The 18,075-nt window shown below is 66.5% G+C and carries 15 protein-coding genes; 5 read left to right on the forward strand and 10 right to left on the reverse strand.

Annotation, left to right across the window (positions count from 1 at the left end):
* The first annotated feature begins 13 nt into the window (after positions 1–13).
* Positions 14–1,351, forward strand: a complete 1,338-nt coding sequence (locus tag G6N32_RS24550) for a cytochrome P450 (protein WP_115318514.1) — start codon at positions 14–16, stop codon at positions 1,349–1,351.
* On the opposite strand, the gene G6N32_RS24555 is transcribed toward G6N32_RS24550, so the two are convergent.
* The 10 genes from G6N32_RS24555 to G6N32_RS24600 all read right to left on the reverse strand — a co-directional run bounded on the left by G6N32_RS24555 (position 1,348) and on the right by G6N32_RS24600 (position 14,303).
* Positions 1,348–2,631 carry a glycosyltransferase gene (locus G6N32_RS24555; protein ID WP_115318513.1) on the reverse strand — a complete coding sequence of 428 codons (1,284 nt, stop codon included), beginning with the start codon at positions 2,629–2,631 and terminating at the stop codon, positions 1,348–1,350. The two genes, G6N32_RS24550 and G6N32_RS24555, sit on opposite strands and share 4 nt — an antisense overlap.
* Before the next feature lie 14 nt (positions 2,632–2,645).
* A complete protein-coding gene (locus G6N32_RS24560; RefSeq protein ID WP_115318512.1) occupies positions 2,646–3,557 on the reverse strand; it encodes a UbiA family prenyltransferase in 912 nt (303 codons plus the stop codon).
* Positions 3,554–4,471 (reverse strand): AfsA-related hotdog domain-containing protein, encoded by a 918-nt coding sequence (locus G6N32_RS24565; protein WP_115318511.1) that lies wholly within the window; start codon positions 4,469–4,471, stop codon positions 3,554–3,556. The genes G6N32_RS24560 and G6N32_RS24565 overlap by 4 nt, the downstream gene beginning before the upstream one ends.
* Entirely contained in the window at positions 4,468–5,289 is an 822-nt protein-coding gene (locus tag G6N32_RS24570; RefSeq protein ID WP_115318510.1) for a nucleoside-diphosphate kinase, read from the reverse strand. Before G6N32_RS24570 ends, G6N32_RS24565 begins: the two co-directional genes overlap by 4 nt.
* Entirely contained in the window at positions 5,286–6,335 is a 1,050-nt protein-coding gene (locus tag G6N32_RS24575) for an SDR family oxidoreductase (RefSeq protein WP_115318509.1), read from the reverse strand. Before G6N32_RS24575 ends, G6N32_RS24570 begins: the two co-directional genes overlap by 4 nt.
* The gene (locus tag G6N32_RS24580; RefSeq protein ID WP_115318508.1) at positions 6,332–6,577 is read right to left on the reverse strand and encodes an acyl carrier protein; all 246 of its coding nucleotides are present in this window, start codon (positions 6,575–6,577) and stop codon (positions 6,332–6,334) included. Before G6N32_RS24580 ends, G6N32_RS24575 begins: the two co-directional genes overlap by 4 nt.
* Positions 6,574–9,894, reverse strand: coding sequence for an AMP-binding protein (locus G6N32_RS24585; protein WP_115318507.1), 3,321 nt, complete (start codon positions 9,892–9,894; stop codon positions 6,574–6,576). The genes G6N32_RS24580 and G6N32_RS24585 overlap by 4 nt, the downstream gene beginning before the upstream one ends.
* The gene (locus tag G6N32_RS24590) at positions 9,891–12,593 is read right to left on the reverse strand and encodes a phosphoenolpyruvate synthase (RefSeq protein ID WP_232077314.1); all 2,703 of its coding nucleotides are present in this window, start codon (positions 12,591–12,593) and stop codon (positions 9,891–9,893) included. Before G6N32_RS24590 ends, G6N32_RS24585 begins: the two co-directional genes overlap by 4 nt.
* Positions 12,594–12,888: 295 nt before the next feature.
* Positions 12,889–13,368, reverse strand: a complete 480-nt coding sequence (locus G6N32_RS24595; RefSeq protein WP_115318506.1) for an SRPBCC family protein — start codon at positions 13,366–13,368, stop codon at positions 12,889–12,891.
* A gap of 122 nt (positions 13,369–13,490) precedes the next feature.
* Positions 13,491–14,303 carry an HAD-IIA family hydrolase gene (locus G6N32_RS24600; RefSeq protein WP_115318505.1) on the reverse strand — a complete coding sequence of 271 codons (813 nt, stop codon included), beginning with the start codon at positions 14,301–14,303 and terminating at the stop codon, positions 13,491–13,493.
* Positions 14,304–14,360: 57 nt separating this feature from the next.
* Between G6N32_RS24600 and G6N32_RS24605 the strand changes: the two genes are divergently transcribed.
* The 4 genes from G6N32_RS24605 to G6N32_RS24620 are packed head-to-tail and all read left to right on the forward strand — an operon-like array spanning position 14,361 to position 18,074.
* A complete protein-coding gene (locus G6N32_RS24605; RefSeq protein WP_115318504.1) occupies positions 14,361–15,284 on the forward strand; it encodes an SDR family NAD(P)-dependent oxidoreductase in 924 nt (307 codons plus the stop codon).
* On the forward strand, positions 15,284–16,480 hold the full coding sequence (moeA, locus tag G6N32_RS24610) for a molybdopterin molybdotransferase MoeA (protein ID WP_115318503.1): 1,197 nt from the start codon (positions 15,284–15,286) through the stop codon (positions 16,478–16,480). Before G6N32_RS24605 ends, moeA begins: the two co-directional genes overlap by 1 nt.
* A gap of 44 nt (positions 16,481–16,524) precedes the next feature.
* A complete protein-coding gene (locus tag G6N32_RS24615) occupies positions 16,525–17,238 on the forward strand; it encodes a phosphatidylserine decarboxylase (protein WP_115318502.1) in 714 nt (237 codons plus the stop codon).
* 20 nt (positions 17,239–17,258) lie between these two features.
* Positions 17,259–18,074 (forward strand): CDP-alcohol phosphatidyltransferase family protein, encoded by an 816-nt coding sequence (locus tag G6N32_RS24620; protein ID WP_083118378.1) that lies wholly within the window; start codon positions 17,259–17,261, stop codon positions 18,072–18,074.
* Position 18,075 lies beyond the last annotated feature (1 nt).

Raw genomic sequence — 18,075 nt, forward strand, 5'->3', positions numbered from 1 at the left:
TTACGCTGCCGCCATGACGCCAGCCGGCCTGTCTGGAATCCCCACGGCGCCAGGGCGTCTGCCGGTGATCGGCCACGCCCACATGGTCACCGGTGATCCCCGCGAGTTGCTGCTGCGCGCCGCCGGCATCGGTCCGATCGTCCGGGTGTATCTGGGGCCGCGGGCCTCCTACCTGCTCACCACCCCGGAGCTGATCCGCGACGTCAGCCTGGGCCGCGCCGGGGCGTTCCACCGCGAGCCGATGCGCGAGGCCATCCACGAATTGGTCAGCGGCGCGACCAATGTCCTCAGCGGACCTGAACACGACCTTCGCCGCCGACTGATCGCCCCGGTCTTTCGGCAGCGCCGCCTGGGCGAGTACGGGCTCACCGTCGCTGCGATCGCCGACGACTGGTCGGGCTCACGTGTCGGCGGCGCACAGACCGACTTGCGGGCCAGCGTGCATCAGCTGGTGATGCGCACCATGCTGGCAACTCTGTTCCGCGCCCAATCCGACGCCGAGGAGATCGACGTCATCCGCGAGCGAACCCCTTGGCTGCTCAGCGAAGTCATCATTCGCGGCGCCCTGCCCAAGACCGCGAGGCAGTTGCGGGTGCTGGCCAACCGCCGATTCATCTCCGATTCACGGCGTGTCCGCTCCGCACTGAGGTCACTCATCGAGGGCCGGCGCCATACACCCGACGAGGGTGACATGCTGTCGGCACTTCTGCATCACGTCGATGAGGAGACCGGGGCGACGCTGTCCGATGACGACCTCGTCGACGAACTGCTGCTGGCGTTGGCGGCGAGCATCGGATCCCAGTCGTCGATGTTCTCCTGGCTCATCTACGAGACAAGCCGCGCCCCCGGTATCGCCGCGAAGATCCGCGACGAACTGGACTCCGTAGTCGGTTCTCGCCCAGTGGAAGTGGGCGATGTGCCGGCATTGCGCTACCTGCGCAATGTACTCACCGAGACGCTGCGGTTGTGGGCGCCGTGGATCAGCATCCTCACCGCCGACGGGCCGGTACGCATCGGCTCGGTGGAGTTCGACGATGGCACCAACATCTTGTTCAGCCCATTGATGGTGCACCTACAGGACCAGTATTTCCCCCATGCCTCGACCTTCGACCCAGACCGCTGGGAATCCGACTCGGTGGACCGCGACGTCATGATGGCGTTCGGTTTGGGTCAACGGCATTGTCCCGGAAGCCAATTCGCGTTGTTGTCGATCACCCTGCAGGCGGCGGCGCTGTTCTCGCGGTGGGACATCCGGCTGCCCGCCGGTTTCGAGGTCAAGCCGCAAGCCAAGGACTTCGTGCTGTCCCCAGCGTCGCTGCCGGTGGTCTTCACGCCCCGAACGCCCGGCTAGCCGGCCGCCGTTTTCTCCACGATGTCGCAAACCCGCGGCACACCGTCGCCGGTCGCGTGCAGGCGCGCGCCGAAAGCTTCTGCCCGAGAACGCATGTCCGGATCCAGGATGGCATCGATCCCGGCACCGAGCGTATCGGCCCGCAATTTCGTGAACGGAATGTGCGCTCCGACTCCGAGCCTTTCGACCTGGTGTCCCCAGACCGGCTGATCGAACGACACCGAGCACACCAGCGTCGGCAGCCCAGCCCGCAGGCTCTCGAAGAGCGTGCCGATGCCACCGTGGTGGACGGCCGCCTTGCAGTGCGGGAAGACGAGGTCATGAGCCAGCGCGTCGACGACCTTCACGTTGGCGGAGGTGTTCCGCAGTTCGGGGCTCAGGTGGGCGCCGCCGACGCTGACCAGCGCCCGCTCGCCCGTTCGTTGGCAGATGCGCTCGATCATGCCGAGCACCGATCCGAAATCCAGAATGGGCATGCTGCCAAAGCCGAAGAAGATCGGCGGCGTGCCGGCGTCCATCCACTGGAGCACCTCGGCGTGGTCCTCGGCCGACTCGCCGATCGCGGCCCGGGCTGACTGCGGCAGCCACAGAAAACCCACCATCGGCCGCGACGAGCCCCACTCTTCGGCCAGGCCCGGCACGAACGCGGGGTCGTACATCTGCAGTTCGGGGACATTGCGCCCCGCGAGAATCGATTCCGTACTGGCCCACGATCGGGGTAGGCCGAGCTTGCCGCGGAGGTTGTTGAGATACTTGCCGAACACCACGGTCCGCAGTCGCTCGATCGCGGACCACGCCACGCGGTTGACAACGCCGGGCACCTTCCAGTTGGCCGGCACCGAGCCCGGCGGCGCGTACAGACTGTTCTTGCGGCACGGGTAGGTGTGCAGTGTCACCATCGGAATACCCAGGGACTCCGACACGATCGCTGAGCGGTCCTCACTGAAGGTGGTGCAGACGATCATCTCCGCTCCCGTGGAGATGTCGATCAGCTCGTCGTCCATCCGGTCGGCGTATTCCGACATCTGCTTCGACACCATCGACATCAGCTTGAAGGTGCTGCCCGCCGCCAATGCCTTCTGGCCCTCCGGCGACGAATACAACGCATGGACATCGGGGCCGAACTGGCGCGCGGTCAAACCGGCTCTGGCGACGAAGTCGACGAAATTCGGTGGTGCCCCGATGATCACGTCATGGCCGCGGCGCTCGAGTTCCAAGCCGAGCGCCACCCCGGGCTGAACGTCCCCGCGACTGCCGACCAGCGGTATGAGGATCCGCACTCTAGGGCCCCTTTCTAGTGGTAGACCAAACCCTGCCCGACGATGGCGAGGTAGAACACGATCACGAAAAGCGTTGGCAATCCTCGGGGGTGGACTTCTACCCGCCGCACGAAGAAGATCCACGCCGACAGGCACGGCAACACCGCCGCGACGGCGGGCAACCAGGCGATCGGCCACCAGTGCCCCGCCCAACTCCACGGCGAGGTGAGTAGCATCTCCACCAGCACGGCCGACACCCCGAGAACCAGAACCATGCCGCCGCTCGCGGTCGGCCCGATGACCCGTGAATACGACCGCAGGTCATCGGCTGCTGCCACCCGGGTGGTCTTGCGCGCCAACTCCACATGCAGGAATGCGGTGGTGAACACCAGCAGGACGGCGGCCAGCTGTCCCCAGGACGCATCTCCGACACCCGGCCGCCCCGTCATCGCGAAACCCGTTGCCAGGAACTGTGCGGGACATGCGGCCGCCAGGTTCACCAATGGGTTGTCGCGTACCACCGGAACCCGCGACTCCCACCACCACAGGACAAGGCTGTAGCCGAGGATGAGCGCGACGAACACGGCTGTCCAACCCGAGACCATCGCCGCCAGCAGTGCGGCCACCGCGGCCGCCGGGACCATCGCGATCCGCAACTCCCGGGTGCTGATCCGGCCTTGGACGAGTGGTCGGTCCGGGTTGTGCACCCGGTCGTAATCCAGATCCTTCTGGTCGTCGACCATGCGCAGGAAGGCACCGGCGGCGTTGAGCGCCATAATCTTCAGCGCGGTATCCCAGGAAAGCCGCCACGGGCCGGAGGACTGCCCGACGACCACGACCATGGACTCGACCGCGATCACCCACAGCGCCAGATAGACGGGATAGACGGGCAGGCAACGTTCGACCAGGAACGCGCCGATACCGCCTGTCCGCCGCAGGACCGTCATTCCATGAATGCCAGTTCGATGGTGGCCCTGGTCTGACCCGACTGGGTGATGTCGCCCCGGAACGTCAGCGGGTCGGGGCCGTCGCGCGTCATGGACACCGTGCTCACCGAATCCATTTCGGCGAACGACTGAAATCCGATCCTCAGCCACGCCGGACCTACGAGATCTTCCGCGTGCGAATCGGCTATCACCAGGGACAGTTGTCGGGCGGCCTCGATGATGAGTCCGCCGGGGAGGTGGTCGAGGGGATGGTCGAAGAGAGTCGCGTGACTGATGTCCACCACGAGCGGCGCGCTCGCCGCGCCACTTTCAGCCACGTGGACTGGGGCACCGATCACCACATTCTCGATCCGTGTCCGCCCGACCGACCGAGGATCGGCCGGAACCGGCTGCGGCCCCGGATCCCAACTCGCACCGGCCCGCATCCGGTCCCACTTCTCCACCGGCATCCAGTTGAACGCGGCCGACAGTTCCATCGTCTTGGTGCCCTCATGGGCCACTACGGCACGGACCTCCAGACCATGCACCGCCTCGTGGCCGTCACGGCGAAATTCCTTCTGCACCGCCATGTTCAGTTCCAGATCCAGCATCTCGGCACCGCACGCCAGATGGTCGAAGTCGACCACAGCCAGCTCGTAGAGCCGCACGGTATGCCGGGCGTCCGGCGGTGCTTCATAGAACAAGTGGCTGCCCGCGATGCACGCCTGCCGAAACGCCTCCAGAACGAGCAGCGGATCGTAGTACGAACGCTGCCGCCCTAATCCATCGGAGTGGAAGCTGTGCAGCCGAGGCAATTGGGCATGTGCCGTCCAGGTGTCCCGCCGTCCGCCCATCGCGGTGACCAACACTTCGGAGACCGCGCGCTTGTGCACCAACTCTCGGCGAATCGTCTGAGAATACCTCTCCCCGTTCATATCCCGTCACCTCCCTGTCGGTGCATCGGAAGATAGGAGGACTCGATCACGATCCGGAACCACGGATCGACGTCAATGCCTCGTCTGTCTGCATCCGCCAATGCGGCCAGCCATTCCTCACCGGTTCGGGGTCGATCCCACCCACCGACCCCAAGGCATTGCCAGACGGCGTCCTGCGCGGCGGTGAGGTCACCGCATCTGCGGTCAAGGCCGGACTCGATACCGTCGACGATGCGAACGGCATCTGCTGTTGCATCGGCGCCTTGGACGCACGCAGAAATCACCTCGCTCAGTTGCGGATCGGGAAAGTAGATACTCATCTCCCGCAGCACATCGTCGGGGTCATCGGGAGTATGAACCTTGTTCAGCAAATAGGTTCCGGCCGCCAGCGCATGCCGTAGGTGATGAGGTTGCCGCTGCGCCGGGTCGGCGGGGCCTTTGTCCGCCGTGAGCCGGACCGAGACCGGCTGCTCATCGTCGGGATGACCGACGACGAGGACCAGCGACGGTGACAGTCCGGCGAGACGGTCCGCAACCCGGCGACGCTCGGCGGTCGCGCGGTGCCAGTTGAAGTACCACAACGCCCGTAGATGCAGATACGTCAGCTGCACCGGATACGCCCCGACGATGCGATAGCCGTGATCGAGCAGCCAGGTGATGGCCGATCCCATCGCTGCGGTGACGGCCGCATCGGGCTTGAGCAGCATCAGCGCATGCTCGTGGGCGAACGTGGCACGGTCGATGTTCATCGCCGCGAGTGCATCGCACGTCTCGATGAAGTAGGTGTCCGAGTCATACCGGCTGCCTGTGCGGATCATGCGAAACTCCTCGTGGCCTGCAACCGGGCCAGCACCTCGGCGACCGACGGCTCAGGCCGCCCCAAATAGCCAGTGCGTAAGCAGGAGTCGAGAAGGCGGCGGAAGTAGCCGGGACCGATGGCAGGCGGCGTGACACCGAGTCGCTCACGGGTGTTGGTGCTGTCGAACTCCAGACGCCGCCGCAGGTAGCTCGTGTAGAGGATCCCCACTTTATCGAAATAGCGGCGCTCGATGTCGTCGAGATCAGACTCGCTGAACGTGCTGGGCGGCACGAAATCAGGAATGCAGAAGGACGGATACTCGGCAAGGACATCGGAGACGGTGCGCAGCGAAAGGGCGTTGGCGCCGACGGCATGGAATGTCCGTCCGATGTTGTCGTCGAACTTCTCCACCGCGGCCGCGACGACGTCGGCGACGTGGCCGATCGGGACCAATCCCAATGTCGCGGAGTAGTTTCCGGGCAGCGTCCGCAGCCTGCCCTCGACGATCACCTTGAGCAGTTGGTAGATGTGCTTGTAGACCCCGGTGTTCCCGGTGCGGTACTCGCCGGTCACGATGCCGGGGCGGACGATCACCGACGGGAGTCCGGCTTCGGCGACCAGTTGTTCGGCCCGATACTTGCTGTGTTCGTAGGCGTTGCTGAACCGCTGGCCGATATCGAGCTGGTCCTCGTAGAAGACCCCTTCGGTCTCGCCGCACACGTAGGTGGTGCTCACATAGACCAGGCCGGCATCCAGGCGGCGCGCCAAGGCCACGGCATTGGCCGTCCCGTCAACGTTGATCTCGGTGTAGCGCTGCTCCGGCAGCCCGAAGTCGGTGACCGCGGCGGAATGCACCACCACGTCGACCTCGTTCGCGAGTTCCGACACGGTCTGCTCGTCGAGGCCGAAGTCTTCGCTGCGGACGTCACCGGTCAGCACTCGCGCGGCGGCGACCGGGCGATCGTGGGTCAGCGCGACGACGGTGCGCCCGCGGCGGGACAGCCGGGCGATGACGCCGGCGCCCACGTGTCCGGCGGCGCCGGTGACCAACACGGTGGCGCTCATGTCGATTCCTTCTGGGATTGAACGAGATTCACCAAATCACCGACGGTCGCGACGCCGGCTAGCGCCTCCTGGTCGAGCTGCGGCAGCTCGAAGGCGCGCTCGACGGCGATCGACAGCTCGAGCAGTCGCAACGAGGTGTATCCGAGATCGCCGATCAGGGAGCTGCTCAGGCCCGGCTCGCCGGCCGTGTCGGGGGCCATCGCCGCGACCAGCGCCAGAACCTCATCGCCGATGTCGCTCATGACGTCGGCCTCGCTGCAGGTTGGGCTCCGCCGGTGGTCAGCAGATCGCGGATCTCGTCCAGTTCGACATAGGCGTCGAAGTATCCGCCCATGCGCAGCCAGTGATATCCGTACCGGATGGTTCGCTGCCACTCTTCCCTCGAGGCGAACGACGAGGGGAAGTTCTCGCCGCAGGTGACCTTGCGCACCTCGGCAACGAACGCATCGAGTTCCTGGTGCACCGACCCTGCGTCATCCTCGTCGGCGATGGAGAGCTCGCTGAGGCCGCGGGCGGTCTGAGCCAACCGGGGGTGCTCAGGTATCAGCGTGTCCAGCCTGCTCACCAGCACCGGATCAGCAGGCAGCGGGGTGATTCCCCAGGCGCTGGCCAGGATTCGGACGGCCATGGTCACGATCCGTCTCCCGCACAGTGACGCGACCCGCCATTGCCCGTCCTTCACCGCACCGCTGAAATCTTCGCGAGCGTTCTCGAGCACCATGTTGGCCAACAACAACGCCCCAGCGCACTCGGCGAAAGCCCGTGCGCCCAGAGGGGATCGGACGATGTCCCGGTCAGTGATCGCGCCATCGATCGTGACCGCCGGGCGCTGGGTGGACGGCAGCGGTGTGAGCGGCCGGCCGGGTGCGCACATCGCCGCCACCGGTGTGATCACCGCCCCGCTCCGCCAGGCCAGTCCGACGAGGCCGTAGTCGACGAACAGTGCGATGTGATTCACGGCAGCCTGGGTGGTGGCGATCGACTCACCGAAGATCACCTTCCGCCACGATTGCGCGCAGTCGGCGGACAGGACGAAGACGTCGGTTTTGTCGCGCACGACATGGGTGGCGGTTCCGATGGGCCAGGTGGTGACTCCTGGCACCCGGCGTAGTACGACGTTCGTGGGATCGAGCGCGATTCTCGGACCGCCCAATCGCACGGCCAGTGCCAACGCCCGCTCGACGACGCCCCGGTTCGAATCCGTTGAAGCGGCTGTCGCGTCGAGGGTTTCGTAGTCATCCAGCAGTGCCGCGACGGTCGCGTCGGCGTCGCGTGAGAGCCGGGCGATCTGCTCCGGCAGCCACTTGATCTCGATGTACCCCTCACCACGCGCGGCGAGGAACGCTTTCATCTGCTGCGCAACGCCTTCTCGGGCCCACCGCATCGCCTCGTAGCCGTCACCGAGCAGGGCCAGCGCGACAGCATGTCGCAGGCATCCGCCGGCCCGCCTGCGCCACCATGAGCTGAGCAAGGTGGTGAGCTCGGCGTAGGAGACGATGTCGAGGAGCTGCGCGTAGTCGGGTCCGACGTACAGCGGGATGCCGCGCAGGAACCGCTGAACCCGGTTGAGCAGGTCCTCGGACACCCCGGCCACCGAACCTGTGTCGATCGCCCGTCTGACCTTCAGCAGCCGTTGGCGGATCTGCTCGTGCGATTGGGCCCGAATCTCCACTCGGCGACCGTCGACGAACAGAACCGTGGGCATCACCGGCTGTTCAGCGCCGGGCACCAACAGCAGGAAGTCGATGTCGGAGCCTTCATTGCCGAAACCCTCGGCGAGCGATCCCTCGAAATGCACTGTCGCATCATCGGGAATCACGGCGAGCTCGCGGGCCTTCTCGAACAGTGCGCGGACCCGTTGGAGCCCCCGCACGTCTCGGTTCGTGCCACTGATGGCGAGCAATCTCGACCTGGTGAATCGGCCCGCGCGCCACTGTTGCCACATGTGCGCCCGACGCGGCTTGCCGCTCGACGTCCGGGACAGCGTTCCGCGCGGTGTACTGATCAGCCACAACGGGGCTTGCTCACCGACGTTCGCCTGCAGGGATCGGATTGCGGCGGTGACCATCTCGGGGGTCACCTTCATGTGTTCGATGAAGACCGCGACACCGGGCCGCTCGGTCTCGTTGACCGCGACGGCGACCACGCGACTCGGGGCGATCCCGATCGCCTCGGCGATGGTCACGTCCAGGTCTTCGGTGAAGATACTGCGCCCGTTGATCTTCAGGCTCGTCCCCAACCGTCCCAGTACGTGCAGTTGGCCGTCGAGCAGGAATCCGGCGTCACCGGTGCGCAGCTCGTCACCGACGAACCGGGTGGTGCTGTCGCAATCCCCGTGGTAGCCCAACCCCACCGACGGCCCGGACAAGACGATCTCGCCCAAGACCCCGTCAGGCAGCCGGTCACCGGACTCGTCGGCGATCCAGACCGCATGTCCCGGCGCGGCCCTGCCGACCGACACCACCCAATCGCTACCGGTGTCGGCGGTGATGTCGCCCGTCACGCGTGCGAGCACCCGAACCGGATGGCCGTGGCGCAGGGTGGTCCGGTCCACCCGGACCATCCGGTGCGGGTCGCCCAGACGGTGCGAGGTGGCGAACAACGTGTGCTCGGCAAGACCGTATGAGGGCATGAACGCTTCCGGGGAAAAGCCATGGCCCGCAGTCAGTTCGGTGAACGCCCGCAGATGTGCCGGATTGATGGGCTCGGCCCCGACGACCAGCGTCGCAAGCCCTGACAGATCGATGTCACCGAGATCATCCGGTGTGAGCCTGGTGCTGGTGTACACCAGCCCGAACGACGGAGATGCGGTGTGCTGCGAGGAGGCGGTGGCTTTCAGCCACCGCAGTGGATCGCGGATGAACTGGTCGGGACGCATCAGTTGCAGATGGCGCTGACGTGTCATCGCCTGGAAGAGCACCCCAATCAGCCCCATGTCGTGATAGAGCGGAAGCCAGGAGACACCGACCTGGCCGTCGGCCATCCCGCAGAGTTCCTCCATCACATCGAGGTTGGTGGCCAGGCTGTGCCAACTGATACTGGCGCCACGCGGAGCGCTCGTCGAACCCGAGGTCATCTGCAGCAACACGGCGGGGGCGGGTTCGGCGAGCTCTGCCAAGAGGTCGCACTCCGGAACACCCTCGATCGCAACCAGTTTCGGCTCGCGAGCAAGCCCGGTGATCGCACGGCGCGCCAGCTCGACGAATGCCGACGACACCACCATCGCGCGGCAGCCCGATGCTCCGAGGATGCCGCGCAGGTGGGCGGTGTACTGATCGGGCGGTTGGAACATCGGCGGGACGATCGGGGTGAGTGTGGCACCCGCGGCCAACACCCCGAACATCGTCGACAAGCACAGGTCGGAGGTCGGCATCAACACGCTGACGACGTCACCCGGGCGGACACCGTCGTCGATCAGCCGGCGGGCGATGCGTCGCGCATTGTCGGCCAGCACGCGGTAGGTGACGAAGTCCCAGCCGCTCTTGTCATTGGCCAGGTGGATCCCGGTGTGGTCCCGCGGTTCCATCAACCAGCCGCGGATGCGATCGACGTCGTTCATGGTCCGGGCTCTTCCACCAGGACCACCCGGCCAGTGGCTCCGTCGACGCTCACCGTCATTCCGGTGCGAACCGCTGCGGTCAGACCGTCGATCTGCACGACGGTCGGCACTCCGAGTTCGCGGGCGATGATTGCCACGTGGGTGAGGGGGGAGGCGCGTTCGATGAGGAGCGCGGACGCGAACGGCAGGGCCGACGCCCAGCCCGGATCGGTCCGGTATGCCACCAGGATGCCGCTGGAGAAGTCCTGCGGCTTGTCGACCACGACCGCGCGGCCGGTCACCACACCCGGACTGGACGGCGTTCCGGTGAGCACCGTTCCGGCGGGCGCATGTGTCGACTCTTCGGCCAGCCGCCAGCCGGCCTGTGTCAGCTCGCGCTCTGAGTAGTCGGATCCGGTTGTGGTGAACCGGGCGGGTGCGGCGAACCGTGAGTAGCTGTCCTGCAGAAGTTTTCGGCGGCGGATCGCGGATTGGGCGGCGGCCGCGGTCATTGCGTCCTCGTACAGATCGAACAGCTCGTCGATACGTAACTGGAAGACGTCGGACCGGTGGTGAATCGTTCCCCGTTGCTCCAACTCCCGACCCATCACCCGCACAAGCGATTTCAGGATGCCGAAGCCTTGAGTGCGGCAGAAACGCAGGTGCTCACGGTGCGTCGCCGCACGTTGGACCTTCCGTCGCAACGCATCGAACACCTTTCGGCGCCGGCCTCGCAGGTGCGCATCGAGGTAGTCCTCGACCGAGCTCCCGGTGTTATCGCGCTGCCCGGCGGTGTCCATTCGCAGCAGATGAAAGATGCCTGCGGGATCTTGGCGCAGGTCCGGTGTTTCGAGCTTGAGTTCGTCCAGACACCGATACCCGAAGCGGTCGATGTACTTCTCGATCTTGGAATGCAGCTCTTGCCATTCCGGCGAGCCCGCGTCGTCGGCGCGCTCGGCGAGGTACGCGTAGGCGGCCGAGGGCTCGGCGGACGCGATGAAGGCGCCGAGTTCGGGGTGTTCGGCGACGAAGGCGGCGATGTCGGCCAGTTCCCTGGCGGGTTCGACGGAGATCACATCAGGCTCGGGGTTGACGACGGCGAACTGGACCCACTCCGGCGCACCCCTCAGGAACACTTTCGTGAGGACGGCCAGCGAGCCGACCATCGTCAGCAACATCGCGTCGAGCACCATCATCGGGCCCCACAGATCGGCGACTTCGTCGTAGATCTGGCGGAACATGCGGTACGCCGACGCTCCGTCCATCGCCGACACGTCCATCAGGCCGTGGCGGTCGATGAAGTCGACGAACGTCTCGTCGAAGTCGTCGATCATGGCATCGACGGATCTGATGCTGCGCAGGTAGGCGATGGTGGTGCGGCCCCGCGATACCGCCTTCTCAACGGGATTGGCAAAGCTGAACGGACGCAACTGAGTTGCCGTCGTACGGTCGAGCGGTTCGCTGACGCCGAGCGCGACTTCCAGGACCCGCCGATTCAGCGGATATCCGGGCGCGATGCCCACCATCCGGTACCAGTGCAGCAGGTTGTAGTAGACGTGGCCGTGGAACTGGCCCAGCATCACCGGCAGCCACGACTCCATCTGTTCGAGCTGGGCTGGTGGGATTTTCAGGCTGCGGGCGTAGGCCCGATAGACGTCGCCGTACAGTTTGCGAGCCGTGGTGAAGGTCAGTGGTGACGTGACACCGGCGAAGCTCTCGATGATGTTCGAGTTGTCCCAGATGCGCACCTCGTCGGTAGATTCACCGAAATGCTCTGCGGTGAGGTCGAACTCGCGATCCAGGGTGGTGACCGGGCGGGACTGCAGGATCCAGGTGCTGGTGTCGTCACAGGCCCACTCGACATCCTGCGGGCAGCCGAAAAGTTGTTCGAGCCGAATACCCAAGTCCAACAGTGTGGTACGTAGTGTCGCTCCGACGCTGGTTTCCTGCCGGCGTTCGACCGGCACGCCGACTGTGGCGACTCCACCGCCTGCTGTGCCGACCATCATCTCGCTCTTCGCGGACACCGTTTCGTCGAGGATCCGACCGGTCTCCTTGTCGATGCTCACCGAGTCGGAGTCGACAGCCCCGGAGACGAGACCCTCCCCGAGGCCCAGCACACCGTTGATCACCAGCCGGTCTGGCGAACCCGTGAGCGGATCGACGGTGAACATCACCCCGCTGCTGCGGGGTGTCAACGATCGCTGGATGACGACCGCCAGGGCGACATCGCCGAAGTCGAGCCCGCGGACGTGGCGGTACCGGGTGGCTCGCTGGGAAAAGGCCGACGCCCAGCAACGCCGCACCGCGTCTTCGGTGGCCCCGAGCCCGGCCACATTCAAGAACGTGTCGAACAGTCCTGCAAACGAATCGCGGTCACCGTCTTCTTGCCGTCCCGACGAACGGACGGCGACCGTTTCGGCACCCACATATTCGAGCGCACCCGCAATGGCGTCCCGAATTTCGGCTGGCATGCTCAATTCGCACAGCGCGGCTTCGGCGAACGCCGCCTCGTCAAGGCGTTCGGCCAACGAGAGCGGCACCTGGCTGATGCTCACGCCGGCGGCCGCACAGGCTTTCTCGAACGCTTCGGTGCCGAGGATCGCCCACCGTGGCACAGGAAAACCGGCTGCGGTCAGCTCACACAGGTTGCGCGCTTTTCCGCCGGCCAGCAGTCGTAACTGCTCGTCGGATTCTTGCCCGGTCAGCAGGAGTGGCACCGCGCGCCCTTCGTGTCAGTTCCGCGATATCTCAAGCGATGAGATCGGGTGCCGACGTTAGGGAGGGAGTTGCGCTACCGGTTCCAAGTTTCGAAAGTATTGAATTCACACGTGGCATGACCGTTCCCCCGACAGGTAAAGCCCATGGTCCCTTTCGGGACCACCGATGGCTGAATGCTTACCACAGAAGTGGCACGTCGGCTGGCAGACGCAGCAAATTTACATCCACGTTGCGTCGGGCCCGGTCGTCGAGAGCGTGGGGGTCCGCGAGGCCCTGTCGAGGCGGTCGCCCGACTCATCCCCGGTCGATGGCCAGCTTGCCCAGATTCGTCAGCGAATTATCAAGGTGCGAGATCGGAAACGGCGGGAAGACGATGTTCTTCCGGATTTCCGGGGTGGCACCCGACCAGTCGTAGGTCAGGGTGACCCGAGTCTGCTCGTCGCCGAGGGGCTCGAGGTCGTAACGCCATGTCCAGCCGCCGAGTTCGATAGTGCCGTCGTCGGCCAGCCCGCCGGGCGCCCACCCGATCGCCCGGTCGGGTTCGAGCACGGTGACCTGGTTGGCCATCTCGTAGTGCTTGTCGGGATGGTTGTCGTGGTACATCGCGATCCGGAAGATCTGTCCGGCTTCGGTCAGGGCCCGGCCGTCGTCCAACGGTTCCCGAACCCAGCCGGTGCCGTCGATGTCCTGGTGAGTGCTCGGATCGGCAAGCACTCCGAATACGGCGGCCGCGGGTGCGTCGATGGTGGTGGAGACAATCAGAATTTCGGTCATAGTCAGACAGACCCGCCGCGGCGGAGAAACTCATCGCCACTGAGCGTCACACCAGCGTCGCGCTCGACGTCGACGGTGACCCTGGAGTGACGTTGGGCGCAAGCGGGGACCCCCGTCCGCCGCTACAACCCGAGCAACTCCGGCAGCACGGCGACGGAGTCGATGACGTGGTTGGGCTGCATCGCAAATTCGTCTGCAGCCCAACGGTCCAGGGTGTCCTGGCGAAACTTGCCGGTGCGCACCAGCACGCCGGTCATCCCGACCACCTGGGCGGCCAGCACGTCGTTGTTGAGGTCGTCGCCGACCATGTACATCTCATCGGGGTCGACGCCGAGGCGGGCCGCGGAGGCCAGAAAGCCTGCGGGCGCGGGCTTGCCGACACCGGTGGCCTTGCGCCCGGAGGTCTCCTCCATACCGATCAGGTACATGCCGGTGTCGATGCGCAGACCTTCGGCGGTGGTCCACGCGGTGCTGCGATGCATGGCCACCACCGGTACCCCCTGGGCCATCCATTCGTACACCCGGCTCAGCGTGCGGTGGCTGTACTCCGGACCGGCGCCGCCGAGCAGGATGACGTCGGGCGCCTCGAAATCCGCACCGTCATCCACCCCGGATTCGACGATGTCGATGCCCGGCATGTCGTCGGTGATCTGGCCGTTGTTGACCAGCAGACAGCGCGCATCGGGGTAGTTGGCCCGGACGTAGTCGGCGGTCAGCGCCGCCGCGGTGATCACCTCGTCGGGCCGGACGTCCATTCCGGCAGCGCACAGTGCCGCCGCGATCTGGCTGCGGGTGCGCGTGGTGGTGTTGGTCAGGTAGGACCGCGCGATCTGATGGTCGGCCAGAACCGCCAGCGCTTCGGCGGCCCCGGGGATCGGCGTCCACGAGGTCACCAGGACACCGTCGATGTCGAACAGCACCCCACCGATAGCCATACCGCGACAGTAAACGGCCACCGATTGTCCGCAACTTGGGCCGTCTATCGTCGTGCCATGAGCGCACAAAAGTGGACCGAGGCGGACGTCCCCGATCAGAGCGGACGCATTGCGATCGTGACCGGCTCCAATACGGGGCTCGGATTCGACACGGCCCGGGTGCTGGCACAGCACGGGGCCCAGGTGGTGATGGCGGTGCGCGATACCGCCAAGGGTGAGGCCGCGGCAGCCGAGATCCGGCGAGCCGCACCCACGGCCGAGGTGACGGTGCACAAGCTGGATCTGGGCTCGCTGGCGTCGGTGCGGGACGCCGCGGCCGAGCTGGGCAGCGCCTATCCCCGGATCGATCTGCTCATCAACAACGCCGGGGTGATGTATCCGCCGAAGCAGACCACGGCCGACGGATTCGAATTGCAGTTCGGCACAAACCATCTGGGCCATTTCGCGCTCACCGGGCTGTTGCTGGACAAGCTGCTGCCGGTTGACGGATCACGGGTGGTCGTGGTGGCCAGCGTCGCGCACAACATCCGCGCCAAGATCGCGTTCGACGACCTGCAGTGGGAGCGCCGCCGCTATGAGCGCGTCGCCTCCTACGGGCAGTCGAAGCTGGCCAATCTGATGTTCGCCTATGAACTGCAGCGGCGCCTCACCGCGGCCGGCGCGAAAACGATTGCCGTAGCGGCACACCCGGGTGTCTCGGACACCGAGCTGATCCGCCACGTCCCGGGCAGCTCGCTTCCCGGTGTCAAGCTCATCAGCGGGCTGCTGTTGAACAGCGCGGAGATGGGTGCGCTGGCCACACTGCGGGCCGCCACTGACCCGTCGGTCACCGGAGGGCAGTACTACGGGCCCGACGGTTTCCGTGAGCTGCGCGGCTACCCCAAGCTGGTGAGCTCCAGCAATCAGTCCCACGATCGCAACGTCCAGCAGCGACTCTGGGCGGTGTCCGAGGAGCTGACCGGCGTGAAATTCCCCGTCTGATGCGCACTGTCGAGGAGCATCAGCGGGTCGTCGCCGATCTGATCACCGCGCGCCCGGCGGCGACGGTGGAGCTGGCAGACGCCGAGGGCCTGGTTCTCGCGGCCGACGTGGCGGCCCCGATGTCGCTGCCGGTGTTCGACAACTCGGCGATGGACGGCTACGCGGTTCACGTCGAGGACGTTGCCGGAGCCTCCGAGAACAGTCCGATCACATTGCCTGTCGCCGAGGACATTCCGGCTGGCCGCGTTGACACCTTGACGTTGGCGGCGGGCACCTCGCACCGGATCATGACGGGCGCACCGCTGCCCGCCGGTGCGACCGCAGTGGTGCCGGTCGAGGCCACCGATGCCGGTATCGACACCGTCGAGATCCGCATCGCTGCCAAACCCGGCCAGCATGTGCGGCACGCCGGAGAAGATGTGACAGCCGGGACCACGGTGCTGCGCGCCGGCCAGCTGGTGACCCCCGCGGCACTGGGGCTGGCCGCCGCCCTGGGCCTGGGCTCGTTGACGGTGCAGCCGCGGCTGCGGGTCCTGGTGATGTCGACGGGTTCTGAGCTGGTCTCGGCAGGCACCGAGCTGCGGCCCGGCCAGATCTACGAGTCGAACGCGATCATGCTGGCCGCCGCGGTCCGCGAGGCCGGCGCCGACGTGGTCGCGACACCGACGTCGAGCGATGACGTCAACCAGTTCAGCACCGTATTGGAGGGCTTCGCCGGGCAGGCCGATCTGATCATCACCACCGGCGGCGTGAGCGCCGGCGCGTACGAGGTCGTGAAGGATGCGTTCGGCGCGGGCGCGGTGGACTTCGTCAAGGTTGCGATGCAGCCGGGTATGCCGCAGGGCGCCGGGCGGGCAAACGGCACGTCGATCGTCACGCTGCCGGGCAACCCGGTGAGTGCGCTGGTCTCCTTCGAGGTTTTCGTCCGACCCGCACTGCGCGCGGCGATGGGCCTGGCCAACCCGAACCGGCCGCGGCGCACCGCCGTGCTGGCCGACAACCTGACATCGCCGAAGGGCAAGCGCCAGTTCCGGCGCGGTGTCTACGACGCCGAGGCGGGCACCGTCACGACCTATGGGCCGCCGGCATCGCACCATCTTCGCTGGCTGGCGTCGGCGAACTGCCTTCTGGAGATCGCCGAGGACGTCACCGAGGTGGCCGCCGGCGAGCGGGTCCAACTCTGGGACCTGTCCTAGGTCTGCGCCCGCACAACCACAGCCCGCACGTAGAATCGTCGCCGATGGCCAGACGCCCCCGCACCGCGGAAGACACCATGAAGTCCGGCCCCCAGCGGCTGGTCGCGCTGGTGCGTTCCTCCATTCCCCCTGTTCACCCCGCCGGCCTGCCGTTCATCGCGGCGGGCCTGGCGGTGGCCGGCGTCGGCCGAAAGAACCGCTGGCTGCGCCGCGCGGGCCTGACCGCCGCCGCCGCCAACGCCGGTTTCTTCCGGCATCCGCCGCGGACTCCCCCGAGCCGCCCCGGCGTGGTGGTGGCCCCGGCCGACGGATTGATCTGTCTGGTCGAAGAGGTCGAACCGCCCGCGGAACTGGGTCTGCCGCCCGGGCCGCGGCCACGGATCAGCATCTTCCTGTCGCTGCTCGACGCTCATGTGCAGCGGATTCCGGTCGGCGGCCAGGTGCTGGCCGTGGAATTCCGGCCCGGCCGTTTCCATTCGGCTGAACTGGCGGCGGCCAGCGAGGACAACGAGCGCAACAGCGTGCTGATCCACACACCGGACGGACAGGATGTGGTGGTCGTGCAGATCGCCGGCCTGCTGGCGCGCCGGATCGTCTGCGATCTGCACCCCGGAGACCAGGTCGCCATCGGCGACACCTATGGACTGATCCGATTCGGCTCGCGGTTGGACACCTACCTGCCTGCCGGCTCGGAGATCCTGGTCGAACCCGGTCAGCGCACGCTGGCCGGCGAGACGGTGTTGGCGCAGCTGCCGTGATCAAACCCCGCCCGTCAGCCATGCGCATTCTGCCCAGCGCGACGACGGTGCTGGCCATCTGTGCGGGGCTGACTTCGATCAAGTTCGCGCTGGACGGCCGGCCGCACATCGCGCTGGCCCTGATTGGTGCTGCGGCGGTGCTCGACGGCATCGACGGCGGCATCGCGCGGGCCCTGGACGCTCAGTCGCGGATGGGCGCCGAGATCGACTCGCTGGCCGACGCGGTGAACTTCGGTGTCGCGCCGGCGCTGGTGGTCTATGTGACGCTGTTGCCCACCTCGCCGGTCGGCTGGATCTTCGCGTTGCTCTACGCAGTGTGCATCGTGCTGCGGCTGGCCCGATTCAACGCACTGCTCGACGACGACACCCGACCCGCCTACACCCGCGAGTACTTCACCGGTATGCCTGCACCGTGCGGTGCGGTCGGCGTGATCGGACCGCTCGCCGCGATGCTGCAGTTCGGCCACGGCTGGTGGACCTCGCCGTGGTTTGTCTGCTTCTGGTTCGCCGCCAACGCCACCCTGCTGATCAGTCGGGTGCCCACGCTGGCGCTCAAGGCTGTGAAGATGCCGCCGAACGCCGCGCCGATCCTGCTGATCCTGATCGCTGCCGCCGCGGCGGCGCTGCTGCTGTTCCCGTACATCCTGGTCCTGCTGATCATCGCGGGCTACCTGGTCATAATCCCGTTCACCATCCGCAGCCAACGCTGGGTCGCCGCGCGGCCGGAGGCATGGAACGACGCACCCAAACAACGGCGCGCGGCGCGGCGCGCGGATCGCCGTGGCCAGCCGAATCGCCGGTCGACCCGCCTCGGCCTGCGCAAGCCCGGTCGCTGAC

This window comes from Mycolicibacterium aichiense (genome assembly GCF_010726245.1).
Lineage (GTDB): Bacteria > Actinomycetota > Actinomycetes > Mycobacteriales > Mycobacteriaceae > Mycobacterium > Mycobacterium aichiense.